The sequence below is a fragment of the Limosilactobacillus fermentum genome (assembly GCF_013394085.1).
GTDB lineage: Bacteria > Bacillota > Bacilli > Lactobacillales > Lactobacillaceae > Limosilactobacillus > Limosilactobacillus fermentum.
This window is the reverse complement of the sequence record NZ_CP040910.1, coordinates 241,720-266,219: the sequence shown is the minus strand read 5'-3', so window position 1 is coordinate 266,219 and position 24,500 is coordinate 241,720. Positions and strand designations below refer to the sequence as shown.

Below are 24,500 nucleotides of genomic sequence, written 5' to 3'. Positions count from 1 at the left end.
AAAGGCCGTCGCCCACGGTCCGGGGGTCTGGTTGACCAACTAGTAGCCGAGTAAGAAATCGTCACCGGCGGGGGTTAACCCCAACCCGCGGCCGATTAAAACGGCGACGCCCCTACCTGGTTCGGTTTGCAGGGTGGCGATTTCTTGGTCTAAGGCTCCGGTCACCAGGGCGTTAAAGGGCCGTTGAAAGCCGGTCGGCCAGGTGGCCTGCCGCCCCAATTCAATCAGGGCGTTGCACCGGTCAACTAAGGGGGAACTAGGCTGGTAAGTCGAATCGTACCAGGTGTCAAACACCACGCACCCTACGTCCGTGTACAACCCACTGTCCGTTAGTTTCGCTGCTTGCCCCACCGACCAACTGGCCCGTAGCCTAGCGAAGTCTGGCGGGGCAAGTAAGAGAGCCCACCAGGGACCTGGCGCCCCTGGTGGGGGGCCAGTAACAATAAGCGGCGCTCGCGGTCGTTGGCCAGGTTGATGGCGTGCGAGAAGACGGAGTGAACCTGCCACTGGCCCCTCGCTAACTCCCTGACTGCCCGATCCGCTTGCGCCCTGACCATCGTTATTCCCCCTTAAAACCGAGCTTCTTGGCGTAGGCCAGCACGGCCTTTTCAAAACATTCCATCGGCGGGGTGGCCCCGACTTGGCCCAACCCGGCCCGCTTGTTGGCGATCCCGGTGTTGATGACCGGTAAAATTCCCGTTTCGACCACCTTACGGGCGTCAATCCCGGTTGAAATCCCTTGGAAGTCCCAGGTTGGGATCGGGAAGTTCGGGTTGGCGGTCGTGGTAATTTCGGTCGTGTCGTTGCTGATCCGCAGGGCGTCATCAAAGCCCCCGGTTCCCACAAAACGGGTCACGGCCGGCGGTTTCCATAGCTAAAAAAGCCCCCCAGTTTGCAACTGCAAACCAGGGGGCTTTGTCGTTTATCGTAATACTATTATGCGAAGGCTTGGTCTACCGCGTCGAGGGCGGCCTTCACGTCAGCCGGTTAGCCCGCTTGCAAGAGGGCGGCCCCAAAGATGGAGATGAAGCGAACTAGGTAACCCTTTTGGGCCACGTAGCCCATCGTTCCCAGTCGCCAAATCTTTCCTTGCAAACTCCCGAAGGAGGCCGCAATTTCAACCCCAAACTTGGTTAAGAGTTCGCTTTGGAAATTGGTGTCCCGTAGTGCTTCCGGAATCTCAACGCAGGTGACCATTGGCATTTCGTGGTCCCCCTCGTTAAAGATCGTTAAGCCCAGGGCCTTAACGGCGTTGTTTAAGGCTTGGTGTACTTGCTGGTGGCGGGCAAAACGGTTGGCCAGCCCCTCTTCTTGAACCCCTAAGCGCAGGGCTTCGTGAACCCCGTAGATACCAATCGTGGCTTCGGTGTGGTGGTTAACCCGGGCTGGTGACCAGTAGTCTTGTAGCTGGGTTAAATCAAGGTAGTTGCTCGGGACAAAGTTAGCGGCGGTTTGGGCGTCTTCTCCCCGCACCCCTAATTCAATCCGCTTACGCTTGTTAATTTCGTCCGCAAACCGGTCGTTAAAGGTCACTAATGACATCCCCGGTAAGGCACCCAAACACTTTTGTGAGCCCCCCACGACGGCATCGATTTGCCATTCGTCGGCCTTAACGGGCGCTCCCATAAAGGAAGCCACCGCGTCGACCACTAAGAAACCGCCCACTTCTCTTACGGCGGCCCCCAACCGGTCAATTGGTTGCAGGCGTCCCGTCGAGGTTTCCCCGTGGATAATTGCCACCACTTTTGGCTTAACTTCCTTAATGTTAGCAATGATTTCGTCTTGGTCAAACACCGTTCCCCACTCGGTTTACATGGTGATGACTTCTCCGCCGGCCCGTTGTGCGAGTTCAATCCCCAGGTTACCGAAACGGCCTAAAACGGGAACTAAGACCTTGTCACCCTTGCTGATGATGTTGCTCATCAGGGCTTCTAAGCCGGCGCGGCCAGAACCGTCAACGGCAAAGGCCCACTTGTTCTTCGTTTCAAAGGCTTGGCGGGTCAGTTCCATCGTGTCGTCCATGATGGTTAAGAAATCAGAATCAAATTGGCCTAAGATCCGGTTGCTCATGGCTTGGGAAACCCGCGGGTCGATTGAAACCGGCCCCGGGGTCATAATCAGGCGTTCTTTAATTGTTAAGTCACTCATTTTATCCACTCCTTTGTGGGTTGCGTTAACCAACAAGTTGGCCAACGATTGTCATTGGTACCATCTCTTTAATCATTGTTGAAAACTAAAGCCAACAATACAATGTCCGCAGTGAACAAAGCTTGCCGGCTTTTTTGGTAGTTTTGACCATGGTTTGTGAATTGATTAACTAGTCGTTATTTCCGTTTACCACGTATTGCGGTTGTTTACCCGCTAACACCCGGGCGGCGTTGGTCGTCACGATTTTAGCCATCGCATCCCGCGCTTCATAGGAGGCGTTCCCGATGTGCGGGGTCAAGATGACGTTAGCGAGGTGCTTAAATTCGTCCGCCACTTCTGGTTCTGCTTCGTAAACGTCAAGGGCCGCCCCGGCGATGTCATGGTTCTTGAGGGCAACTAACAGGTCGGCTTCCGCAATGACCGGTCCCCGGGCACAGTTGATCAACAGGGCGTTGTCCTTCATCCGTTTAAACTGCGGCGCCGCGATCATGTGGGTGGTCGCCGGCGTTAATGGGCAGTGCAGGGACACAATATCGCTTTGCTCCAGCAGTTCGTCTAGGCTAACATAGGTGGCGCCGTAATGTGCTTCCACCGCTGGGTCGGCCTGGTGACGTTGGGTGTAGAGGATCTTCATGTCAAAGGCAGCCAGGCGTTGGGCAACGTTTTTACCGATATCACCTAAGCCAACGATCCCTAGCGTTTTACCCGCTAGTTCGTGCCCCCGGAAGAACAGCGGCGCCCAGCCATCAAAACCGACCGTCCGCATCACGTGGTCACCTTCCACAATCCGCCGTGACAGGGCAATTGCTAGTCCACTAGCGATTTCAGCGGTCGCCACCGAGGAAACAAAGGGGGTGTTGGTCACGTCGATCCCCTTCTTGCGGGCGTAGGCGGTATCGATGTTGTTAAAGCCAGCCCCAAAGTTAGCGATCAGCTTCAGGTTTGGGGCCGCATCGATGACGTCTTGATCGACCTTGGTTGACAGTGGCGTAATCAAGACCTTCACGTCGCCCACGTGCTTGAGTAGTTCCTCTTTGGTGATCAGGCCTTCGCCACTAAAACCATCGTGGTCGATCCCCGCTTCATCCAACACCTTGCTTGCGACGTCCGGAAAGACCGCCGTCATGTATACAGTTGCCATTATGAGCCTCCTCACTATCCATTCCTAATGATCTATCAACGGTTTTATTATATTGCAATCGTTTTCAGTTGTGAAGATTGCTCACTTGTGATTAACTTGGCAACGTCCTTCCTCTTGTTCAGTTCGTCCCCCCCGGATTTAAACTTGCATGCTTATGCTACATGCTACGGTGCTCGCACTTAATCAGTCTCCAATGTAATTTCCTTTCTAGACCTGGAGAAAGACAGGACAAATGTTTGGATTTGCGCAAAATGGAAGTGCGCCCCAACCTCCGAGGCAGGCCCGGGCCATTGGGCTAAGCTAGGACGGCGGTTGATGCGGTACGCATCGTTTTTTTCTATCATAGCGGAAAACAAAAAAAGAGCCTTACCATCACTGGTAAAGCTCTTGGTTGGCGTGGCAACGTCCTATCCTCGCAGGGGGCGATCCCCCAACTACTTTTGGCGTGCTGAAGCTTAACTTCTGTGTTCGGCATGGGAACAGGTGTATCCTTCAGGCCATCATCACCACACTTTGAAAGCTTGTGCTTTCAAAACTAAACAATATCTTTTCACATCAAGAATCCTCACACCTGACTTGGTTAAGTCCTCGACCGATTAGTAATGGTCCGCTCCATGCGTCACCGCACTTCCACTTCCATCCTATCTACCACATCATCTCTGTGGGGTCTTACTTCCAAAGGAATGGGAAATCTCATCTTGAGGCGAGTTTCACACTTAGATGCTTTCAGCGTTTATCTCATCCATACATAGCTACCCAGCGATGCTCCTGGCGGAACAACTGGTACACCAGCGGTATGTCCATCCCGGTCCTCTCGTACTAAGGACAGGTCCTCTCAAATTTCCTACGCCCGCGACGGATAGGGACCGAACTGTCTCACGACGTTCTGAACCCAGCTCGCGTACCGCTTTAATGGGCGAACAGCCCAACCCTTGGGACCGACTACAGCCCCAGGATGCGATGAGCCGACATCGAGGTGCCAAACCTCCCCGTCGATGTGGACTCTTGGGGGAGATAAGCCTGTTATCCCCAGGGTAGCTTTTATCCGTTGAGCGATGGCCCTTCCATGCGGAACCACCGGATCACTAAGCCCGACTTTCGTCCCTGCTCGACCTGTCTGTCTCGCAGTCAAGCTCGCTTGTGCCTTTACACTCTGCGAATGATTTCCAACCATTCTGAGCGAACCTTTGGGCGCCTCCGTTACCTTTTGGGAGGCGACCGCCCCAGTCAAACTGCCCACCTGACACTGTCTCCCACCACGATCAGTGGTGCGGGTTAGAGTGGTCATAATACAAGGGTAGTATCCCACCAATGCCTCCACCGAAACTAGCGTCCCGGTTTCTACGGCTCCTACCTATCCTGTACAAGTAGTACAAACACTCAATATCAAGCTACAGTAAAGCTCCATGGGGTCTTTCCGTCCTGTCGCGGGTAGCCTGCATCTTCACAGGCAATTCAATTTCACCGAGTCTCTCGTTGAGACAGTGCCCAGATCGTTACGCCTTTCGTGCGGGTCGGAACTTACCCGACAAGGAATTTCGCTACCTTAGGACCGTTATAGTTACGGCCGCCGTTTACTGGGGCTTCAATTCAGGGCTTCGCCGAAGCTAACTCTTCCTTTTAACCTTCCAGCACCGGGCAGGCGTCAGCCCCTATACTTCATCTTACGATTTTGCAGAAACCTGTGTTTTTGATAAACAGTCGCCTGGGCCTTTTCACTGCGGCTGGTCTTGCGACCAGCACCCCTTCTCCCGAAGTTACGGGGTCATTTTGCCGAGTTCCTTAACGAGAGTTCACTCGCTCACCTTAGGATTCTCTCCTCGACTACCTGTGTCGGTTTGCGGTACGGGCAGTTAAATACTCACTAGAAGCTTTTCTCGGCAGTGTGACATCGGCAACTTCGCTACTTTAATTTCGCTCCCCATCACAGCTTGTCAACCCGGCTTAAAGCATTTGACTCTAAACCTGACTTACTGCTTGGCCAGACACTTCCAATCGTCTGGTTTGCTTAGCCTCCTGCGTCCCTCCATCATTCAAACGCATTTAACTGGTACAGGAATCTCAACCTGTTATCCATCGACTACGCCTCTCGGCCTCGCCTTAGGTCCCGACTTACCCTGGGAGGACGAGCCTTCCCCAGGAAACCTTAGTCATTCGGTGGACAGGATTCTCACCTGTCTTTCGCTACTCATACCGGCATTCTCACTTCTAAGCGCTCCACTAGTCCTCACGGTCTAACTTCGTCGCCCTTAGAACGCTCTCCTATCACGTGTCCAAAAGGACACATCCACAGTTTCGGTAATATGCTTAGCCCCGGTACATTTTCGGCGCAGAATCACTCGACTAGTGAGCTATTACGCACTCTTTAAATGATGGCTGCTTCTGAGCCAACATCCTAGTTGTCTATGCAACTCCACATCCTTTTCCACTTAGCATATATTTAGGGACCTTAACTGGTGATCTGGGCTGTTCCCCTTTCGACGGTGGATCTTATCACTCATCGTCTGACTCCCGGACATAAATCATTGGCATTCGGAGTTTATCTGAATTCGGTAACCCATGACGGGCCCCTCGTCCAAACAGTGCTCTACCTCCAAGATTCTCGATTCCGAGGCTCCCCCTAAAGAGATTTCGGAGAGAACCAGCTATCTCCAAGTTCGTTTGGAATTTCACCGCTACCCACACCTCATCCCAGCCTTTTTCAACAGACACGGGTTCGGGCCTCCAGTGCGTTTTACCGCACCTTCACCCTGGACATGGGTAGGTCACCTGGTTTCGGGTACATAACTACGTACTTCGTACGCCCATTTCAGACTCGCTTTCGCTGCGGCTCCGGTTTTTCCACCTTAACCTTGCACGTAATCATGACTCGCCGGTTCATTCTGCAAGAGGCACGCCGTCACCCATTAACGGGCTCCGACAGCTTGTAGGCACATGGTTTCAGGAACTATTTCACTCCCCTCCCGGGGTGCTTTTCACCTTTCCCTCACGGTACTGGTTCACTATCGGTCACTAGGGAGTATTTAGCCTTGCGAGATGGTCCTCGCGGATTCCGACGGGGTTTCACGTGTCCCGCCGTACTCAGGATCCTGAACGGAGAGAACCAGGTTTCGTCTACTGGACTATCACCATCTCTGGTGTGGCTTCCCAGCCACTTCGACTACCTGATTCTTTGGTAACTCCAAAGTTCAGTCCTACAACCCCACTGAGCAAGCTCAGTGGTTTGGGCTCTTCCCGTTTCGCTCGCCGCTACTCAGGGAATCGAATTTTCTTTCTCCTCCTGCAGCTACTAAGATGTTTCAGTTCACTGCGTCTACCTCTTGGCAGCTATGAATTCACTGCTCAAGTAATCATCGACTAAGATGATTGGGTTTCCCCATTCGGAAATCTCCGGATCAAAGCGTACTTACCGCTCCCCGAAGCATATCGGTGTTAGTCCCGTCCTTCATCGGCTCCTAGTACCAAGGCATTCACCATGCGCCCTTCATAACTTAACCTTACTGATCGTAGATCAGTCAAGTTAGTTGAGTATGCGATTATAATTCGTTAAAAACTCAAATAACGCGGTGTTCTCGGTTTTCTTGATTTTATTAGAAATTGATATTATTTAGTTTTCAAAGTACAAGCTGAGAGGTAAACCCCTCAAAACTGAACACTGTTTCGACAATGTGTAGGTTTCCGATTAATTCCTTAGAAAGGAGGTGATCCAGCCGCAGGTTCTCCTACGGCTACCTTGTTACGACTTCACCCTAATCATCTGTCCCACCTTAGGCGGCTGGCTCCTAAAAGGTTACCCCACCGACTTTGGGTGTTACAAACTCTCATGGTGTGACGGGCGGTGTGTACAAGGCCCGGGAACGTATTCACCGCGGCATGCTGATCCGCGATTACTAGCGATTCCGACTTCGTGCAGGCGAGTTGCAGCCTGCAGTCCGAACTGAGAACGGTTTTAAGAGATTTGCTTGCCCTCGCGAGTTCGCGACTCGTTGTACCGTCCATTGTAGCACGTGTGTAGCCCAGGTCATAAGGGGCATGATGATCTGACGTCGTCCCCACCTTCCTCCGGTTTGTCACCGGCAGTCTCACTAGAGTGCCCAACTTAATGCTGGCAACTAGTAACAAGGGTTGCGCTCGTTGCGGGACTTAACCCAACATCTCACGACACGAGCTGACGACGACCATGCACCACCTGTCATTGCGTTCCCGAAGGAAACGCCCTATCTCTAGGGTTGGCGCAAGATGTCAAGACCTGGTAAGGTTCTTCGCGTAGCTTCGAATTAAACCACATGCTCCACCGCTTGTGCGGGCCCCCGTCAATTCCTTTGAGTTTCAACCTTGCGGTCGTACTCCCCAGGCGGAGTGCTTAATGCGTTAGCTCCGGCACTGAAGGGCGGAAACCCTCCAACACCTAGCACTCATCGTTTACGGCATGGACTACCAGGGTATCTAATCCTGTTCGCTACCCATGCTTTCGAGTCTCAGCGTCAGTTGCAGACCAGGTAGCCGCCTTCGCCACTGGTGTTCTTCCATATATCTACGCATTCCACCGCTACACATGGAGTTCCACTACCCTCTTCTGCACTCAAGTTATCCAGTTTCCGATGCACTTCTCCGGTTAAGCCGAAGGCTTTCACATCAGACTTAGAAAACCGCCTGCACTCTCTTTACGCCCAATAAATCCGGATAACGCTTGCCACCTACGTATTACCGCGGCTGCTGGCACGTAGTTAGCCGTGACTTTCTGGTTAAATACCGTCAACGTATGAACAGTTACTCTCATACGTGTTCTTCTTTAACAACAGAGCTTTACGAGCCGAAACCCTTCTTCACTCACGCGGTGTTGCTCCATCAGGCTTGCGCCCATTGTGGAAGATTCCCTACTGCTGCCTCCCGTAGGAGTATGGGCCGTGTCTCAGTCCCATTGTGGCCGATCAGTCTCTCAACTCGGCTATGCATCATCGCCTTGGTAGGCCGTTACCCCACCAACAAGCTAATGCACCGCAGGTCCATCCAGAAGTGATAGCGAGAAGCCATCTTTTAAGCGTTGTTCATGCGAACAACGTTGTTATGCGGTATTAGCATCTGTTTCCAAATGTTGTCCCCCGCTTCTGGGCAGGTTACCTACGTGTTACTCACCCGTCCGCCACTCGTTGGCGACCAAAATCAATCAGGTGCAAGCACCGTCAATCAATTGGGCCAACGCGTTCGACTTGCATGTATTAGGCACACCGCCGGCGTTCATCCTGAGCCAGGATCAAACTCTCATATAAAATAAGAAGCTTGAATAGCTCTTTTTAATAAATTAAGCGAATTGACTTCGCAAATGTTTTTTTGCCTCGATCATTAAGATCAAGGACCCTACACATTTGATTCGTCGAAACATTATTCAGTTTTCAAAGGTCTACCGTTGCCGACGCCTTAACGCGACAACTTTTTAAGTATATCAACATTTGATTTGAATGTCAACAACTTTTTTAACTCGCGTTGCTAGCGAAGAAGCAATGCCTCGCTGACAACAGTTATTACTATACTCACTTCAACCCCACCCGTCAAGCGCCCATTTCGACCCGCTATCTCTCCTCCGCCAATTAAAGATCGGTTTTTGCTCCCTCCACGCGTTCCTCTTCATCACTTATGCGAACATTAACCGCTATCATTGACCAACGAGATGACCAAACCCGAACCCTACCACCCAATCGTTCGGCAAAAAACTTTTTAACTTTTTTCGCAGGTCCTTAAAGACAGGGCGCCCCACCGTTAAACAACCACTAAAAAAACCCGCACCACCAACGATGCGAGCCCTAATGCCTAATCGGCAGCCGGAATGTTGATATCTAATTGAATGGGGGCGTGGTCGCGTCGTTCACCGGAATCGATCATCGTTGACGAAACAACTTGGTCGGCCAAACGGTCGCTAACTAGCCAGTAGTCAATCCGCCACCCGGAGTTATTCACCTTACTGGTGACCGCCCGTTGCGCCCACCAGGAGTAAGCCCCGGTTTCGTCCGGGTGTAGGGACCTAAAGGAGTCGGTAAACCCGGCCGCCAGCAGGGCCGTGAACTTCTCTCGTTCCTCATCGGTAAAGCCGGCCGAATGGTGGTTATTAGCCGGGTGCGCCAAATCGATTTCCTCGTGGGCCACGTTGAAATCGCCACTGGCGATCACCGGCTTTTGTCGATCTAGTTCGGTTAAATACTCCCGGTAGCGGTCATCCCATTCTTGCCGTTCAGCCAATCGCTTGAGTCCGGTCCCGGAGTTTGGGGTGTAAACCTCGGTCAAATAGAAGTTTTCAAATTCCAGGGTGATAATCCGCCCCTCTTCGTCCATTGGCTCCGGGGCCCCAATCGTTGGGTAGGTCACCTTGGGGGTCAAACTTTCCTTATATAGGTACATTGTCCCAGCGTACCCCTTGCGCGCCGGCTCGACCGAGGAGCGCCAAACGACCGTGTAACCGGCAAACAGCTCCGCCAAAACTCCCTGGTGCTTTTTAGTCGGTCCACTCTTGGAGAGCTTGGTTTCTTGAATGGCGATCACGTCCGGAGCGGCCGCCTTGATCTTTTCCAAAACGGCGCGGGTTTCTTCGGCCCGGGCCGAGGTGCCGGTTAAAGCAGCGTTGATTGAATCAATGTTCCATGAAATAAAGCGCATCGTATCGCGTCCCCTTTGTCTTTAATCTCTCCATTATACCGCGATCAAAACGGCAGCGCCCTTCTGGTGATCGCAAAAAACGGGCGCTAGTCTCCTAACGTCCGTTTGCTAGTTGTATCTGCCTTTCAGCTTAGTTCCTGGAATGACGCTTCTTCTTGCGCCCAACCCCGAGTAGAGCCAAGAGGCTCAACAGGGAAACCCCGGTGAGGCTCAATGCGGCTTGCTCGTCGTCGCCCGTCTGTGGCAACTTCTGCTCGCTTACCACCGATGCTGCCTTAGCGGCCGACGTTGGCGCCGTGTTTGTTACCGCCGCCGGAGCCGCCGAAACGGCACTGGCGGAGTTCGTGGCTGCGCTGGCAGCGCTAGAGCCCGCGCTAGCGCTTGATGCACTCGCCGGAGAAGACGAAGCCGCGCTCGAGTTTGGTACCAGCTTGGTGTAGGCGATCGTCACGATGACGTCGCCATCGCCGTCTTTAACCACTAACGCCGGCACCACCGTTGGGCTGGCCGTGTAGCCGGCCACGCTTGGAACGGTGAAGCTTGGCCACGTGTCAGTGGTCCACTGCGAGTAGGTCTTTGCGCCCGTCACCAGGTCCTCTTCAACCGTCCGGGTGAGTTCGGCCGTTTGGGTGAGCGAAGTCAGCTCCTTGGTGGTGGGATCGAGGTAGTTAATTGTCCGGGTGATGGTCTGTGTTTGCGTCGTGGTCGATGTTTGGTGGGTTAAGTAGACCGTCACGCCCGCGTTTTGGGCGCCAAAGGTTCCACTCAATTCACTTAGCGGGTCCGTGGCGTTCTTGGCCGTGTCTAGCTTGTAGCCGGCCGCCGCGTAGTCCCACTTGTCGCTAGCCAACTGGTCGGCGTAGGAGCCGTCGGTCACCCCGGTCAGGGTGAGACCGTGGTCGGTTAAGGTCGTGTTAGTCGTTTCATCGACGTAGGTGACGGTGAAGCTTTGCGGGTCGGCCGTGTAGGTCACGGTGGACGCTTGGGTCGGGCTGTCCGGCAGGTAGGTGCCGTCCAATTGAAGGGTGGCACCCGTTACTTGGGCCGAGTACCCCGCCACCGCGGGTACACTAAAGGAAGTGACTTTGGTGGCGTCACTTTGGTCATTAGTGTATGCAGCGGTCGTCGCGGTCCCACCCGGCTTGGTGATCGTGACGGTCCCGACCGGACTTTAGGTGACCGTGTCGCTTTCGGCGGTCCCTCGCTTGGCGTGGCGTTGTCAACCGTCGAGCTTGCCTTGTCGGCCACGTAGCCAGTCACGACCGGGGTCGTGATGCTGGTGAAACTGGTCCTGTCGCCGGTCACACTCCAGTCGCCATACGCCGTCACGAGCCCGGTCATGGTATCGACCGTGTTGGTCCGGGTGTAGTCAATCGTTTGGGGCTGGCTGGTTGGGTTGTTAGCGGCGCCGGTGTAATTGACCGTGTAAGTTGAGGTCCCGGTTTCTTCTTGGGTGGTCGTCCCGTGCTTTAGGCACACCACTACGTTAACGTTCGTGGCGCCAAAGGTCCCGCTCAGGCTGTCCAGCGGGTCAGTGGCGTTCTGGTCCGTATCCAGCACGTAGCCGGCCGCCGCGTAGTCCCACTTGTCGCTGGCCAGGGTCTTGGCGTAGGATCTGTCCGTGACCCCACTCAGGGTGAAGTCGTGGTCAGTTAATTCCTCACCGGTCGTGTCATCGACATAGGTGACGGTAAAGGACTGGGCTTTCGGGCTGTAGACGTATTCCCAAGTGTAATCCTTCTCATTGGCGGTTGGCGTTTGGGCCGGCACGATTTCTACCACCTTCCCCGTCGTCCCATCCTCCCCTATCACGAACGTAATTTGGGTTGATAACGTCGCCCCGTTCATGGCACCGATGCTGTAGCCGTCGACGCCCAAGACGTAGACGAAGACGCCGCAGAACCCGTCTCACTGCTGGTGATCGTCACGTTACTACTATTACTATCACTGCTGGAAGCAGGTGTTGAACTAGTTGTCGTTATCTGAGAGTTCGAAACTGTATCGGCATGAACCACCCCGTTGCCGAGGAAGAACGTGGTTCCTAAAAGCACCGACACTACGCCAATGCTCAGTTTGCGAATCCCAAAACGCTGCTTTTGATTCAACATCCGCTCAATCTTGATCCGCTGATTATTTCTTGACACCACTAATATTCTCCCTTAAATGGAACTGCTCCCATCGTATTTATTAATACCACTATAACTTTTTCGTAATATTAAAATAATTTTACACAGTTTCTAGATTGTCAATTATATCCATAATTAAAAACCGTTTTATAACCGTCAAATCAACATTGTAAACGCTTATCATTAATTATTACAATCGGAATTCATATCAAAATCTTTTCCCAACTTTTGATCATTAAGCCTGGAAGCGGAACCGCTTTTATAATCATCGGTCATTAAGTTAAAAAACTTAATTTCTAACGAGTTTCTTAGCAAAGACTTACTTTACTTTAAGAAAACCGTTATGCTAGTACTATTCTAATTTTTGAAAGCGAGGTCTTTACATGCATGATCAAGCAACCACTGTCCGGACGGTCCCACGCAGTGAACGTCAAGTCGCCACGAACATTTTAAAAGGATCCTTAGGCAACATGGTCGAATGGTTCGACTGGTATGTTTACGCATCCTTTGCGATTTACTTTTCGGCCGCCTTCTTCCCGGCTGGTAACCAAACCGCCGAATTACTAGCCACCGCCGGGGTCTTTGCGATCGGGTTCTTCATGCGCCCCTTGGGTTCCTTTGTGATGGGGCGTTTCGCCGATCGAAAGGGGCGCCGGGCTGCCCTCACTCTCTCGGTGATCATCATGGCCGGTGGTTCCTTAGTCATTGCCCTAACGCCCACGTACGCCCAAATCGGGATCTGGTCACCAGTCATCCTGGTCTTGACCCGGTTGATCCAGGGACTTTCCTTAGGTGGTGAATACGGAACGAGTGCTACCTATATGTCGGAAATGGCGTCCCCTTCCCGGCGTGGTTTCTACTCCTCGTTCCAATATGTCACCCTGATCGGGGGGCAGCTCTTAGCCCTGCTCGTTCAAATCATCTTGCAAAACATCTTCACCAACGCCCAGCTCTACGCCTTTGGCTGGCGGATCCCGTTTGCCATCGGGGCCCTGGGAGCGCTCGTGGTCTTGTGGTTGCGACTTTCAATGGAAGAATCTGATCAATTCAACAGCACCAACAAGAAAAACAAGCAGGCCGGCACCCTTCGGCTGTTGGCTAAGTACCCCAAGCAAGTCCTGATCGTCGTTGGGATGACCCTCGGGGGAACGATCAGCTTCTACACTTACACCACCTACTTGCAACAGTTCATGATCAACACGACCGGCCTGTCTAAGGAAAGTGCGGCGATGATTAACTTCCTCGCCCTGCTGGTGATGGTAATCTTGCAACCGGTCTTCGGTCACTTATCCGATAAGATTGGCCGCAAGCCGCTCTTGATCTTCTTCGGGGTCGGCGGAACCGTCTTGACCGTGCCGCTCTTCACCCTCTTGACCAACGCCACCCAAGCTTGGCAAGCCTTCTTACTGATGTTAGTCGGCGTGGTCATCGTTTCCGGGTACACCTCGATCAACGCGATCGTGAAGGCCGAACTCTTCCCGGCCGAAATCCGGGCGTTAGGCGTCGGCCTGCCGTACGGGTTGACCGTTGCCATCTTCGGGGGAACCGTTAACTACGTCGCCCTCTGGCTGCGCTCCGTTCACCTGGAAAGTGGCTTCTTCTGGTACGTTTCCGGCACCGTCTTTATCTCACTCTTGGTTTACATCTTCATGATCAAAAAGGGTGTCTCGGCGCTGGATAAAGATTAGGAAAAGGAAGTGCGACCCAACCATTAAGCAGGCCATGGGCTAAGGATAGCGCGAACGGTTGGTGCGCCAGCACCGTTCTTCGGCCAGACTTAGCCACTAGGCCTGCGGTTGGGGAGCACGTTATCTGGAAGTACGACCCAACCATTAAGCAGGCCGTGGGCTAAGGATAGGGCGAACGGTTGGTGCGCCAGCACCGTTCTTTGGCCAGACTTAGCCACTAGGCCTGCGGTTGGGGAGCACGTTATCTGTGGAATAGTTAAAAAATTACCTCAAACAAAAAAACCGTCAATCCGCAATCAAATTTGCGAATTGACGGTTTTTATTTAGCTAGGACTAGCGTGGAGGTTGGTTCGTACTTCTTAATTTTGAAACAACCTCATCCCCGCCGGCGTCGCCACCTGGTAACAGTCGAGGTTAAAGACCTCGCTCACCCGTTCGGCGCTCAGAACTTGTTCGGGCGCCCCACTGTCAACCACTTGCCCCTCCTTAAAGAGTAGGCAGTGTTGGCCGTACTGGAGGGCCTGGTTTAAGTCGTGGATGATCATCACGATCGTCAGCTGGCGCTGGGCTTGGATCCGTTGCAAGAGCTTTAAGAAGTTAACCTGGAAGTGGAGGTCGAGGTAGGTGGTCGGCTCGTCCAAAAAGATCGCCTGGGCGTCTTGGTTGAGGGCGGCCGCTAGCCACACCAACTGTTGCTGGCCGCCGGACAGGGTCAAAAGTGGGCGGTCAACCAGGTCGGTTAAGCCTAGTTCGGCCAGGATCGCCTCCCCCTTTTCGTCGGTGGCAGGCAAGTCGCTGAGCAGCGATTGGTAGGGCAGGCGCCCCATCGCCACCAGGTCGCGGACCTTAATTTCGTCGTAAACCGGGTTATGCTGGTGGACGATCGCCACCTGGCGGGCAAACTCCCGCGGCGAATAGGCCCAGACGTCTTGGCCGTCCATGGTCACCGTCCCGGACTGGGGCTTTTGGCTGCGGGTCAGCAGCTTAAAGAGGGTCGATTTCCCCGAACCGTTGGGGCCCACCAGGCAGGTTAATTGACCGGTCGGCACCCCGATTGTCAGGTCTTGAATCAACGGGGCTTGATGCGGGTAGGCAAAGGTCACGTGATCAAGCTTAAACATGGCGGGCACCCCCCTTCTTGTGGGCCAAAATGAAGATTAAAACCGGCCCCCCGATGATCGCTAACAAGGTGGCGGCCGGGATTTCGCTCGGCTGGATCACCAGGCGTCCAATGGTATCAACGGCCAGCATCAACCAGGCGCCGGCCAGGGCCGCAAAGGGCACCACGGCCCGGTAGTCACGGCCCACCAGCACCCGGCCGACGTGGGGCACGATGATCCCGATAAAGGCGATCACCCCGATCACGGCGGTCGATGTGGTGGCTAGGAAAACGGCTAACCCGAGCAGGGCCAAGCGTAACTTACCGGCCGACAGCCCCAGGGAGCGGAGTTGTTCGTCAGACACCTTGAGGTAGTTACCCCAGTTGGTGACCAAGACCACCCCGATTAAGCCGAGGATCCCGAGCACGGTCACGGTCAAGCAGCCGAGCCAGGTCACCGTTCCTAACGACACCTGGCTGGTCGACGAAAAGACGCTGGCGATCCCGGTGAAGGTGGCGTTTAAGGCCACCCCGATCAGGATTAGGCGGTATGGGTCCATTTGCGGTTGGAAAAAGATTAGCACCCCTAGGGCGAGGGCCCCGCCGACAAAGGCGAAGACGACCTTGCCAAAGAAAAAACTTGGCAACAAAAGTGCCCCGACAAAGGCGAACAAGGCGGCGCCGGCTGAAACCCCCATAATCCCGGGGTCGGCGATCGGGTTGCGCAAGGCGGCCTGGAAGAAGGCCCCGCTGACTGACAACATCGCCCCGGCCATCAAAGCGGTGATGATCCGGGGCAGGCGAATGTTAAAGAGGGTGTTGGCGTCGGTGGCCGTCATCTTCAAGAGGCTGAAGTGGCTGGCCCCGTTAGTCAGGGCGATCCACACCGTGACCACCAACAAAACAGCGAGGACGAGGTAGGAAATAGCGGAACGTTTCATCTTACTTACTTGGGTACAGCCACTGACTGACCTGCTTTAAGGCCTTGGCGGCGTTCATGTTGGCCGAGGCGTTAAAGGTCGGTTGCTGGAGGTCGTAAACCCGCTTGTTTTTGACCGCCGGCATCGTCTTCCAAACCGGGTTGGTGGAGAATTCTTTTTCGAATTGTGGCTTGGTGACGTTTGGCAAGGCGTGTTCCAAGCGCAAGATCACGTCCGGCTTCTTGGTCGCCAAGGATTCGTTGTTGGGTGAAATGTAGGTCTGGCCGTTAGCGGCGTAGACGTTTTGCCCCCCGGCCAGCCGAACCAGGTCGCCGACGTAGGACTTATCGGTGGCGATCATGTAACCGGCCCCCGGCATCCCCATCAACACCAGCACCTTCGGCTTTTGACCGTGGATCCGCTTTTTGACGGCGGTAATGGCGCTGTTAATCTTTTCGATCTGGGCCTGGGCCTGGCTGGTGCGGTGGTATTCCTTGCCCAGGCTGGTCAGAGTCCCCTTCAGTTGGGCGACCGTGTCGAGTTTGAGGTAGGTCACCTTCACGGCCTGTTGCTTGAAGGCGTCGTTGTACTGGTCCTTTAAGGTCGAAACGGCGTAAACAACGGTCGGATTTAAGGAAGCGATCTTTTCGACGGACGGGTCCATCGGGCTCCCAATCTTAGTAACGTCCTTGTAGCGGCTCGGCAACTTAGCCTGAGTGGTTGGCACCCCAACTAGGTCGATGTCTAACTTGTCAAAGATTTCGGTAATCGCGGCGCTGGTGGCCACGATCCGCTGGTTTTTAGCGGCTTGGTGGTCAACGAAGGCCTTGACCCCGACGGCCACCCCAATCACAACCACGAGGGCGACGAGCAAAGAGATAATAATTGATTTCTTCTTCATAACGATCTTTTCCTTTAGTGGCGCGGAATTTGCTTCTTAGCGGACCAAACGAAGTAGACGGCGGCCGCAATCACGATCAGGAGCCCCAGGATCCCGCCGACTAAAACGAAGTAGTAGAGGGTCTGGTTCTTTTGGCTTTGTTCTTGGACCCGGTCGTTTTGGGCGATCGTGGAGCGGGCCAGCCGGCTTTCCTTGGCCTTGGCAGCCGACGATTGCGAGGAGGCCTGCGATTCTAACTTTTTAAGCTTTTGGCTCAGCTGGGGGTCGTTGCTGCCGCTGGTCGAACTAGACGACCCGTTGGCCACCCCCGCCGCCGCGGTGGCCGAACTGGAATTGGCGCCGCTGGCACTGGTTGAACTAGTGCTCCCCGACAGGGCCGGTAAACTGGAGGTGTCGAACTTAAAGGAAATGTTGTGGTTGGCCTTGTAAACCCCCGGTACGTTGATCGAGATGCTGCTGGAGATCACCCCGCTTAAGTCCTTGGTGGTAAAGGAGTAGCTGTACAGGTAGTAACCGCCGCTCTGGGTCTTAGTGACGTTTTGCGGGGCTTGGCCGTCGATGGAGTTGACGACGACCGGCCAGGCCGATAGGTTAGTGGCGGTCCGAATGGTCATCGTAACCACGTAGGCGCCGTTTGACACCGTTACCGTGGCGGGGCGGGCGTAATAGCCGTCCGCCATCGAGGTAGTGGAGGTGCCGTACTTGTAGGTTTGGTAACTAACGCTTTGGGCGTGCCCGACCTTGGCGAAGCCGATCACCGCTACGATCAGGGTGCACACCGTTAATAAAAATTGCTTAAGCTTCATGAATTAATCCCCTTACTTTTTTCACGATTCGTTGCCGCCAGGTGGTCGCCACCCCAATCACAATTAGCGCCGCCACAATGAAGAAGGTTAAGGCGGCCGCAATTGGGTACTTAATCAGCGAGGCTTCGACCATCTTGGAGACGCCAGGCTTGACCGCGTACTTGCCAAGCTTCTTTTGGGCCGCGGCCAGGTCAAAGTTTTGCACCGTCCCGGTCCCGCTTTGCAAGGCGGTCGCCATCGGGCTGGCACTGCCGGCGAGCGGAGTGGCGCTACCAGACCCGGTCAACCCGGTGCTGGTTAGGGTGCCCCCGGAGGTCCCGTCGCCCGACAGCGCATCCAGGTAGCTCCTGGTGTTCGTCGCCGTCTTGCCAAAGACCAGCCAAATCGAGAAGGTCTGGTTGGAGATGTTGGCGATCGGCACGCTCATCCGGATCGAAGCGGCAACCGGATTGTCTAGCACAGTTGGGTCGGCCACGTAGAAGGTGTAAGTCCAGATATCATCGCCGCCACTGCTCGTCTTGGTGGTGTTAACGATCGGACCGGCGCCCACAGAAAGTGGCGTAAAGGAAACGATCCCGCTCTTAACCTTGACCGTCAGGGTGACGTTGTAGCCACTGCCGGACTTGGTGACCCGGGCAGTGTGGGTGTAGTAGGCGTTGGCCTCAGACACCCCGGACTTGGCGGCGTTTAAGACCTCGTACTTCACGTCTTGGACTTCCTTGGTGGTATCAATGGCGTGACCCTGGTTGGTGATTGGAAGCGTAGGGTTACCTTTATCGCCATCGGTTTGTTCTTTTTTGGCGCCTTCTTTAATTGTGTCCGCTGATTGATCCTTACCCGGGAAAACGGCCAGCGCCGTTTCGTTCATCGCGCCCAGCGGGGTCTGCAAAGCAAAGGCCAGGGTGGCACTCCCCTTGGCCAAGACGGCGGCGCTCACCTTGTAAGTGTAGGTCCCGGTATCGCCGTTAGCGGTCGTGGCCGTTGGCTGTTCGCCGTTGAGAGTCATCGACTTGATGTAGCCGTTCCCGCTGGACAAAGTGAAGGTGATCAGGTAGTCATTGCCGTCTTGTTTAATCGTCACCTGCTTGGCAAAGAAACCGGCCGAAGCAGATTGCTGGGTCGGGTCACTGGACTTCATGATCGAAAGGACCCGGGTTTCAGCGTTATCGGTATTGGTGGCCGAACTAGGCTGGGTCGTTGACGTGTTCGAACTCGCCTTGGTGGAACTAGCTTGGGTGCTGGAACTAGTGGCACTGGAGCTAGCCGTTGCCGCCTTGGTGCTCGAACTGCTGGAGCTAGCCGCACTAGCACTAGCGCTGGAAGCTGAACTAGCGGCACTAGACGAACTGGAGCTGGCCGCCGCCTGGGTCTTAACGGTCGAAAAGTCGACCTTTAAGTAGGCCTTTTGGCTCATGGCCCCCATCGGCGTGTTCAAGTTCATGTCGATCAGGTAGCTACCGCTGGTGTTAGGCAGGGTAAAGGTGATGGTGGCGTTGTTGCCGTCGTGGTCGATCGTAGCGTACTCGGTTTGCCCGTCGACTTTCATATCCTTAATGTATTTACCCCCGTCGTTGGTGGTCGTGATCTTCAGCTGGAGCTTACCGTTTTCCACTACTAGCGTGGCGCCCTTATTTAAAAAGCCCTGGGCCAGGGAGTCCTGGTTCTGGTCGTCTTGCTTTTTAAAGGACGTCTGCACGTCGTAAGTTCCATACTGATACTTCTGATCAGCGGCCTTAGCCACCAGGGGTGTCGTGCCCAGTGTTACCACGGCAGGAGCGGCGATCCCCACAGTGAGGGTCGCCGCCATTATCGCTTGGATCAAATGATAAACCAATCGTCTATTTATTAACATTGTTATAACTTCCTCCAAAATGACACCGTGTCACAAAATTTTGATTTGACAACGTTTTGAAAGGGTCATTCCCTCAATTTTCGTTAATATCATGATACCATTTTTTGCTTTTTTAATGTTGTTTTTATTAAATTTATCTGCAATAATTAGAGCAGTTTCAAAATTAATAATCGATCAATTCGGGAGGATTTGTCCATGACTTCACACGTTAAAAATACTTTGGTTACCACCGCTGCCATCGCCGGTGCCCTGGCAGCCACTACCCTATTCAACACCACCACGGTTAAGGCCGACACCACCAGCTCTGCACCGGTGACCACCACGACCAGCGCCACCAAGGACACAGCGATCGCTTCCGCTCAAGCCAAGGTGAACTCCGCTTCCGCCGCCGTTGTTTCCGCCCAAGCAGCGTACGGCTCCGCTTCCACGGCGGCTTTTGACGCCGCTGCCAAGACTGCCGCCGCTTCCGCTAGTGCCGCTGCTACTTCTTCAGCCGTAGCAAATGCCCAAGCCGCCGCCGACTCTGCTGCCACCGCTAAGTCCACGGCCGATGCTAACCTTGCTAAGGCCCAATCCAACGCCGCCGCAACTAGCCGTGCTAAGTCCATGACTTCGGCAGCCGTTGTTAGCGCCCAATCCGCTGTTGCCTCTGCCTCCGCTAAGGCATCTGACGCTGACAGCGCGGTGGCTTCCGCTGAAGCAGGCCAAACGGTAACCGCCAACCTGATGAATTCCAGTGACCCAACCCAAGCTTCTGCCGCTCAACAATACTTTGCCACTAAGACGGCGATCGTTAAGCTCCTCCCTAGCGGCCAAGTTCAAATCACCATTCCGCTGACCAGCGGGCTGAAGTTCCTAAAAGAAGTTAGCTACAACGGGGTAGACGCCACCTTCACCAAGACTGGCAAAGACTCCGCCAACATCACCTTTACTGCCGACCCGGCCACTTCCTACACCCTGGCCATGACGATAGACATCTCGAGTGTCATGCCATTAATGCCAATCATGCACGAAAAGGCCCTCTTAGACGTTGATACCACCATCTTCAACGGCTTGTTGGCTGCTAAGTCTGACGCCGACGCTGCCCTGACCAGCGCCCAAGCTGCTTTAAGCACGGCTGAAACCAACGCCGCTTCTGCTGCCCAAGTTGCTTCTAACGCCGCTTCTGCTGCCACTGCCGCCGCTACGGTTGCTTCCGACGCCGCCGTTGTTGCCACGAGCGCTGCTACCAACCTGACCAGCGCCCAAGCTGCTAACAGCACCGCTCAAGCCGCTTTGACTAGCGCTCAAGCTGCCCAATCCGCCGCTGACGCTGTCTTGGCAACTGCTAAGGCTAACTTGGACAGTGCCAACGCCGCTTTAACCAGCGCCCAAGCTGAACTCAAGTCCGCCCAAAACATCGTGGTGGTAACGCCAGCCTCCAGCGCTGCATCTTCCGCTTCCTCTACCGCATCTAGCGCAGGTTCCGCTGCTTCTTCAGCAACTAACTCCGCTTCTAGTGCCGCCACCGCCACTTCCAACGTGGCTTCTAGCGCTTCAACGACCACGGTAACTAGCGCCGTTGTCGCAACTCCGGCTACCACTAAGAAGGCAACGTCTAGCACCCCTGCTTCTTCAACCACTGCTAAGACCCTGCCACAAACTGGTAACGAAAACCAAAGCGCCCTGGTTGCCCTTGGTTTAGCCATCTTAACGCTGGGGATCTACCCAATGATGAAGCGGAAGCACGCTTAATAAAGGAGTGCGGACCAACCTTCTCGACGGGCCGTATAGCTAAGCTAGGGCGAAGGTTGGTGCTTGGGCACCGTTCTTCGCCCGTACTTAGATACTAGGCCCGTGGTTGGGGAGCACGTTGTTGGAAGTGCGGACCAACCATTGGCAGGTCGTGGGCTAAGGATAGGGCACAGGTTAGCGCGGTACGCGGTGTTCTGTGGCCGTTCTGTGGCCGGACTTAGCCACTAGACCTACGGTTGAGGAGCACGTTATTGGAAGTGTGGACCAACCATTAAGCAGGCCGTGGGCTAAGCTAAGGCAAATGGTTGTCGCCCCCGGCGGTGTTCTTTGCCTGTACTTAGCCACTAGGCCTGCAGTTGGGGAGCACGTTATTGGAAGTGCGACCCAACCTCCCCAAATGAAAAACGCCCGTTCCGTCAGTTTTGATGGGGCGGGCGTTTTTTGCTTATTAAGTAACAGAAGGGCACGGTAACTCACCTAACAAGCCGGGCCACAAAAAATGTGGTCGGGACCGTCCCGCCAATCGAATTAGTGTGGGAGCGCTACCTTGTCGCCACCATTGCCCTCATGGCGTTTAATCTCATTAAGCACCAACCCTGGCACTGGGATAAACGAAACGGCGCCCTGATCATTTGGGCGGGCTTGATTGGCAACACCTTGTCGATCGTCACCCAAGAAACGGGGACCCTGCACGCTTCGGCTCAGGCCGCTTCCGTCATCACAGCGGCAACCCCGACTTTTATGGTCATCTTTGCCTGGCTCCTGTTAAAAGAACGGCTCACCAAGGTCAAATTACTTTCCCTAACTCTGGCCACCCTCGGCGTGCTCGCCATCGTCGGCGTTAACGTGCAGGGGAGCGGATTGGGCATGTTACTACTAGTAATTGCGGCCTTAACCTGGGCCTTAATGTCGGTGCTCGTCAAATTAATCAACCCTCACTACAGCGTGCTTCAGGTCACGACCATCGATGCGGACATCGCCGTCGGTTGCTTAACGCCTCACGTGCTTAGCCACTGGGCGACCACCTTTGGCCACTACCGGCTCATCAGCCTGTCGATCGGCGGTTCCTTTTTGTACCTCGGTTTAATTTCGACGGCCCTGGCTTTCGTGTTGTGGAACCGGGGCGTCCAAATGCTTAACGCCGCCACCTCGGGCCTGTACTTCTTATTCCAACCCGTCGTTGGCTCCCTGCTGGGCTGGCTGTGCCTGGGCGAACAAATCACCTGGTCCTTTTTGCTGGGACTGGTCTTGGTCGCCACTAGTATTTGGGTTTCGATTCGCTTTGCAGATTAAATAATTAAAATAGCAACGCCCCGCTGGAGTTCCTTTCCACGGGGCGTTGTTTTAAATTAATTTAAGCAAATGGGTCACCAGCCCCGAGTCGTAAAAGACGTAGAGCCCGACCCCAATGTAGCTCAGCTTCATCAGCCATTCGCCGTAACGGTCAATTAGCTTGGTCACCGTGGCCTGACGTTCAACGGCCTTAACTAAAAAGACCACCAAGATCGTCAGGGCGCCCAGGTATAACAAAGCTCGGCCAAAGACCGCCACTGATTCGCCGGCCACGACCGGCAAGAAAATCGATAGGTTACAGCCCGCACAAACGGCCAGGTAGGTAGCTAAGACCTGCCAGGTGCCGTGGGCGGTCGTTAGTTCGGCCTTGTCGTCATCATCCTCGTCGTGAAGGGCCATGTAGATCGGCAAGACCCCCAGTACCCCGAGCAACCACTCCGGCAAAAACTGGGCTAAGACCTTACCGGCCAAGAAGCTGGCCACCAAGAGCAAGACCACCCCGCTCAAGTAGCCGACCACCACCTGGCGGACCGAGAATTTCTTCAATAAAAACAGCAGTAACACAAAAAAGTCAAGGTTCACCGCTAAAAAGGTGACCGTCAACAGCCAAATATTCAATTCCTTCGCTCCTCTCATTCCCCTTCATTATTCCTGACCAACCGGCAAATGACAAGGGTATAATAATCAGTCAACCACCACTGACTAAAGTCAGTGGCTTGTGAGCCGAATATCATCACGGATTTCGAACCACAATTTGCGTAGATAGGGACAACTTATTTGACCAACTGAAATTGTAATCAAACAGCGGTCGTCTAATTACCAACGCCTTTTATGTCCCCAGGTTGCCATAGGGACAGATAAGCTAGGCTAGTTTAGCTATTCCCTTATCAAGAATGTTTTTAGCTGCGTTCCAGTCACGAATATGGTGAATACCACAATTAGGACAAGTCCAGTTTCTATCATCTAATGTTAGTTTGTCCGTCCCATTAGTGCCCATTACAAAGCCACAATCGCGACATGTTTGGGTAGTATTTCTTGGGTTGATTGTGATAAATTGACGCCCATAAAGCTTTGCTTTATAAGCCAACATGCCAAGAAATGTTCGCCAGCCAACGTCAGAAATACTAAGTGCCAAAGCATGATTTTTAAGCAAATTCTTGCTACGCAACTCCTCGGCTACTACTAAATCGTGGTTCTTGATTAATGCGGTAGAAATTTGTTGGAGAAAATTATGCCTTTGGTTCATTACCTTGGCATGGAGTTTAGCGACTAACAAGCGCTGTTTTTGATAATTTTTACTATCTCGTAAAGAACGATGTTCTTTTTTTGCACGTTGTTGCCGTCTAGATAAAATGCGCTGTTCTTTGGCTAATTTGCCTTTAATAGTGCGGTAATATCGTGGATTAGGAACTATGTTGCCTTCACTGTCGGTTAAGAAGTTATCAGTATTAAGATCAATTCCAACATGTCCATGAGTAGCTTTGGACACTTTAACAAAAGATTCATCTGAAGCTAACTGCATTGATAAAAAGAAGCGATCCGCTGAATCTTTAGTCAACGTCACGGTACCAATTCTAGTCTCGCATATTCTTTTCAAAAGCCGTGCTTGGGAACCGGCAACACGTAACAGTCCTATTTTAGGTACTTTGACATGACTATTATCTAGAAAACAGACTGTACCGTTAGTTAGCAACGCATTTTTTTGCCCCGGGTATTGACAATTGGTTTGATACCGCCAGTGATAACTCTTTCGATGAAATTTGGGAACGCCAGTAGCGTGAACCTTCCGAAAAGCATTCCAAGCTTTTCGATAGTTCTGAATGGCATTAGCTTTCGTCAAACTATCAATTCGTTTATCTTCTAAGAATTGATAGTGATTAGACATTTGCTTAGCGTTTTGGCGCATAGTTAGTTGCTTAATACGATCCTGAACTATGTCAATCGGTAGCTTAACTCTGCGAAGCTGCATCAGTTCCTTATTGATCGCAACCATTTCGTTATAGATAAAGCGACTAGCGTCACTGTTGATTTTAATCAACTGCTTTTTTGTTGGTCACTAGGATAGCAGCGCATTTTTAGGCCATAATGATATTTCATTTTTTGCCATTGACTTCATTTGATTTCACTTCCTTTATTGATATGAT

Annotated in this window: 18 protein-coding genes, 3 rRNA genes and 2 pseudogenes; 3 read left to right on the top strand and 20 right to left on the bottom strand. The window is 53.4% G+C overall.

Annotated features, from left to right (window positions below; genetic code table 11):
• Positions 1 to 39: 39 nt before the first annotated feature.
• The 13 genes and pseudogenes from FG166_RS01255 to FG166_RS01195 all read right to left on the bottom strand — a co-directional run bounded on the left by FG166_RS01255 (position 40) and on the right by FG166_RS01195 (position 12,045).
• Positions 40 to 294, bottom strand: coding sequence for a DUF2877 domain-containing protein (locus FG166_RS01255; protein WP_240839874.1), 255 nt, complete (start codon positions 292 to 294; stop codon positions 40 to 42).
• Positions 295 to 329: 35 nt separating this feature from the next.
• On the bottom strand, positions 330 to 557 hold the full coding sequence (locus tag FG166_RS01250; RefSeq protein WP_003683939.1) for a hypothetical protein: 228 nt from the start codon (positions 555 to 557) through the stop codon (positions 330 to 332).
• A gap of 2 nt (positions 558 to 559) precedes the next feature.
• A pseudogene (locus tag FG166_RS01245) lies at positions 560 to 862 on the bottom strand (DUF1116 domain-containing protein); the annotation flags it as partial.
• A 125-nt stretch (positions 863 to 987) separates the two neighbouring features.
• Positions 988 to 1,794: a pyridoxal-phosphate-dependent aminotransferase family protein gene (locus tag FG166_RS01240; RefSeq protein WP_003683935.1), complete on the bottom strand. Its 807-nt coding sequence runs from the start codon at positions 1,792 to 1,794 to the stop codon at positions 988 to 990.
• A 15-nt stretch (positions 1,795 to 1,809) separates the two neighbouring features.
• Complete coding sequence (locus tag FG166_RS01235; protein WP_015638534.1) at positions 1,810 to 2,148, bottom strand: pyridoxal-phosphate-dependent aminotransferase family protein; 339 nt, start codon at positions 2,146 to 2,148, stop codon at positions 1,810 to 1,812.
• A gap of 169 nt (positions 2,149 to 2,317) precedes the next feature.
• Positions 2,318 to 3,289 (bottom strand): 2-hydroxyacid dehydrogenase family protein, encoded by a 972-nt coding sequence (locus FG166_RS01230; protein ID WP_003683931.1) that lies wholly within the window; start codon positions 3,287 to 3,289, stop codon positions 2,318 to 2,320.
• Positions 3,290 to 3,683: 394 nt separating this feature from the next.
• Positions 3,684 to 3,800: ribosomal RNA gene (gene rrf / locus FG166_RS01225) — 5S ribosomal RNA — on the bottom strand.
• A 65-nt stretch (positions 3,801 to 3,865) separates the two neighbouring features.
• Positions 3,866 to 6,786, bottom strand: a 23S ribosomal RNA gene (locus FG166_RS01220).
• A 197-nt stretch (positions 6,787 to 6,983) separates the two neighbouring features.
• Positions 6,984 to 8,559 (bottom strand): 16S ribosomal RNA (locus tag FG166_RS01215).
• The 16S, 23S and 5S rRNA genes sit together here, the layout of an rRNA operon.
• A 538-nt stretch (positions 8,560 to 9,097) precedes the next feature.
• Complete coding sequence (locus FG166_RS01210) at positions 9,098 to 9,937, bottom strand: exodeoxyribonuclease III (RefSeq protein WP_003684277.1); 840 nt, start codon at positions 9,935 to 9,937, stop codon at positions 9,098 to 9,100.
• Between the two features lie 130 nt (positions 9,938 to 10,067).
• Positions 10,068 to 10,955 (bottom strand): mucin-binding protein, encoded by an 888-nt coding sequence (locus FG166_RS01205; RefSeq protein WP_222848646.1) that lies wholly within the window; start codon positions 10,953 to 10,955, stop codon positions 10,068 to 10,070.
• Positions 10,956 to 10,972: 17 nt separating this feature from the next.
• On the bottom strand, positions 10,973 to 11,749 hold the full coding sequence (locus tag FG166_RS01200; RefSeq protein WP_262350961.1) for a mucin-binding protein: 777 nt from the start codon (positions 11,747 to 11,749) through the stop codon (positions 10,973 to 10,975).
• Between the two features lie 32 nt (positions 11,750 to 11,781).
• A complete protein-coding gene (locus tag FG166_RS01195) occupies positions 11,782 to 12,045 on the bottom strand; it encodes a YSIRK-type signal peptide-containing protein (RefSeq protein WP_003686641.1) in 264 nt (87 codons plus the stop codon).
• 401 nt (positions 12,046 to 12,446) lie between these two features.
• Between FG166_RS01195 and FG166_RS01190 the strand changes: the two genes are divergently transcribed.
• Positions 12,447 to 13,751 (top strand): MFS transporter, encoded by a 1,305-nt coding sequence (locus FG166_RS01190; RefSeq protein WP_003684280.1) that lies wholly within the window; start codon positions 12,447 to 12,449, stop codon positions 13,749 to 13,751.
• Positions 13,752 to 14,110: 359 nt separating this feature from the next.
• Here FG166_RS01190 and FG166_RS01185 read toward each other — a convergent pair whose 3' ends face one another.
• From FG166_RS01185 to FG166_RS01165, 5 genes are read right to left on the bottom strand one after another with little or no spacing between them, the layout of a single operon-like run.
• Entirely contained in the window at positions 14,111 to 14,872 is a 762-nt protein-coding gene (locus FG166_RS01185; RefSeq protein WP_003684281.1) for an ABC transporter ATP-binding protein, read from the bottom strand.
• The gene (locus tag FG166_RS01180) at positions 14,865 to 15,791 is read right to left on the bottom strand and encodes a FecCD family ABC transporter permease (protein ID WP_003684282.1); all 927 of its coding nucleotides are present in this window, start codon (positions 15,789 to 15,791) and stop codon (positions 14,865 to 14,867) included. The genes FG166_RS01185 and FG166_RS01180 overlap by 8 nt, the downstream gene beginning before the upstream one ends.
• 1 nt (position 15,792) lies before the next feature.
• Positions 15,793 to 16,671 carry a heme ABC transporter substrate-binding protein IsdE gene (gene isdE, locus FG166_RS01175; protein ID WP_003684283.1) on the bottom strand — a complete coding sequence of 293 codons (879 nt, stop codon included), beginning with the start codon at positions 16,669 to 16,671 and terminating at the stop codon, positions 15,793 to 15,795.
• 14 nt (positions 16,672 to 16,685) lie between these two features.
• On the bottom strand, positions 16,686 to 17,477 hold the full coding sequence (locus FG166_RS01170) for an NEAT domain-containing protein (protein ID WP_003684284.1): 792 nt from the start codon (positions 17,475 to 17,477) through the stop codon (positions 16,686 to 16,688).
• The gene (locus tag FG166_RS01165; protein WP_003684285.1) at positions 17,467 to 19,329 is read right to left on the bottom strand and encodes an NEAT domain-containing protein; all 1,863 of its coding nucleotides are present in this window, start codon (positions 19,327 to 19,329) and stop codon (positions 17,467 to 17,469) included. The genes FG166_RS01170 and FG166_RS01165 overlap by 11 nt, the downstream gene beginning before the upstream one ends.
• A 195-nt stretch (positions 19,330 to 19,524) precedes the next feature.
• Between FG166_RS01165 and FG166_RS01160 the strand changes: the two genes are divergently transcribed.
• Complete coding sequence (locus tag FG166_RS01160; protein ID WP_003684287.1) at positions 19,525 to 21,063, top strand: LPXTG cell wall anchor domain-containing protein; 1,539 nt, start codon at positions 19,525 to 19,527, stop codon at positions 21,061 to 21,063.
• Between the two features lie 501 nt (positions 21,064 to 21,564).
• The gene (locus FG166_RS01155; protein ID WP_003684301.1) at positions 21,565 to 22,356 is read left to right on the top strand and encodes a DMT family transporter; all 792 of its coding nucleotides are present in this window, start codon (positions 21,565 to 21,567) and stop codon (positions 22,354 to 22,356) included.
• 51 nt (positions 22,357 to 22,407) lie between these two features.
• Here the strand turns inward: FG166_RS01155 and FG166_RS01150 are convergent, their stop codons facing one another.
• Together FG166_RS01150 and FG166_RS01145 are read right to left on the bottom strand one after the other, a co-directional pair.
• Positions 22,408 to 22,974, bottom strand: coding sequence for a cadmium resistance transporter (locus tag FG166_RS01150; RefSeq protein ID WP_035431319.1), 567 nt, complete (start codon positions 22,972 to 22,974; stop codon positions 22,408 to 22,410).
• Positions 22,975 to 23,218: 244 nt separating this feature from the next.
• Positions 23,219 to 24,472, bottom strand: a pseudogene (locus FG166_RS01145) (RNA-guided endonuclease InsQ/TnpB family protein).
• Positions 24,473 to 24,500: the final 28 nt, after the last annotated feature.

Bases quoted from the DNA above. Each gene is read 5' to 3' on its own strand.
- FG166_RS01160 (WP_003684287.1), top strand. From the start codon at position 19,525: ATGACTTCACACGTTAAAAATACTTTGGTTACCACCGCTGCCATCGCC.
- FG166_RS01230 (WP_003683931.1), bottom strand. From the start codon at position 3,289: ATGGCAACTGTATACATGACGGCGGTCTTTCCGGACGTCGCAAGCAAG.
- FG166_RS01170 (WP_003684284.1), bottom strand. From the start codon at position 17,477: ATGAAGCTTAAGCAATTTTTATTAACGGTGTGCACCCTGATCGTAGCG.
- FG166_RS01185 (WP_003684281.1), bottom strand. From the start codon at position 14,872: ATGTTTAAGCTTGATCACGTGACCTTTGCCTACCCGCATCAAGCCCCG.
- FG166_RS01250 (WP_003683939.1), bottom strand. From the start codon at position 557: ATGGTCAGGGCGCAAGCGGATCGGGCAGTCAGGGAGTTAGCGAGGGGC.
- isdE (WP_003684283.1), bottom strand. From the start codon at position 16,671: ATGAAGAAGAAATCAATTATTATCTCTTTGCTCGTCGCCCTCGTGGTT.
- FG166_RS01210 (WP_003684277.1), bottom strand. From the start codon at position 9,937: ATGCGCTTTATTTCATGGAACATTGATTCAATCAACGCTGCTTTAACC.
- FG166_RS01165 (WP_003684285.1), bottom strand. From the start codon at position 19,329: ATGTTAATAAATAGACGATTGGTTTATCATTTGATCCAAGCGATAATG.
- FG166_RS01235 (WP_015638534.1), bottom strand. From the start codon at position 2,148: ATGAGTGACTTAACAATTAAAGAACGCCTGATTATGACCCCGGGGCCG.
- FG166_RS01180 (WP_003684282.1), bottom strand. From the start codon at position 15,791: ATGAAACGTTCCGCTATTTCCTACCTCGTCCTCGCTGTTTTGTTGGTG.
- FG166_RS01190 (WP_003684280.1), top strand. From the start codon at position 12,447: ATGCATGATCAAGCAACCACTGTCCGGACGGTCCCACGCAGTGAACGT.
- FG166_RS01195 (WP_003686641.1), bottom strand. From the start codon at position 12,045: ATGTTGAATCAAAAGCAGCGTTTTGGGATTCGCAAACTGAGCATTGGC.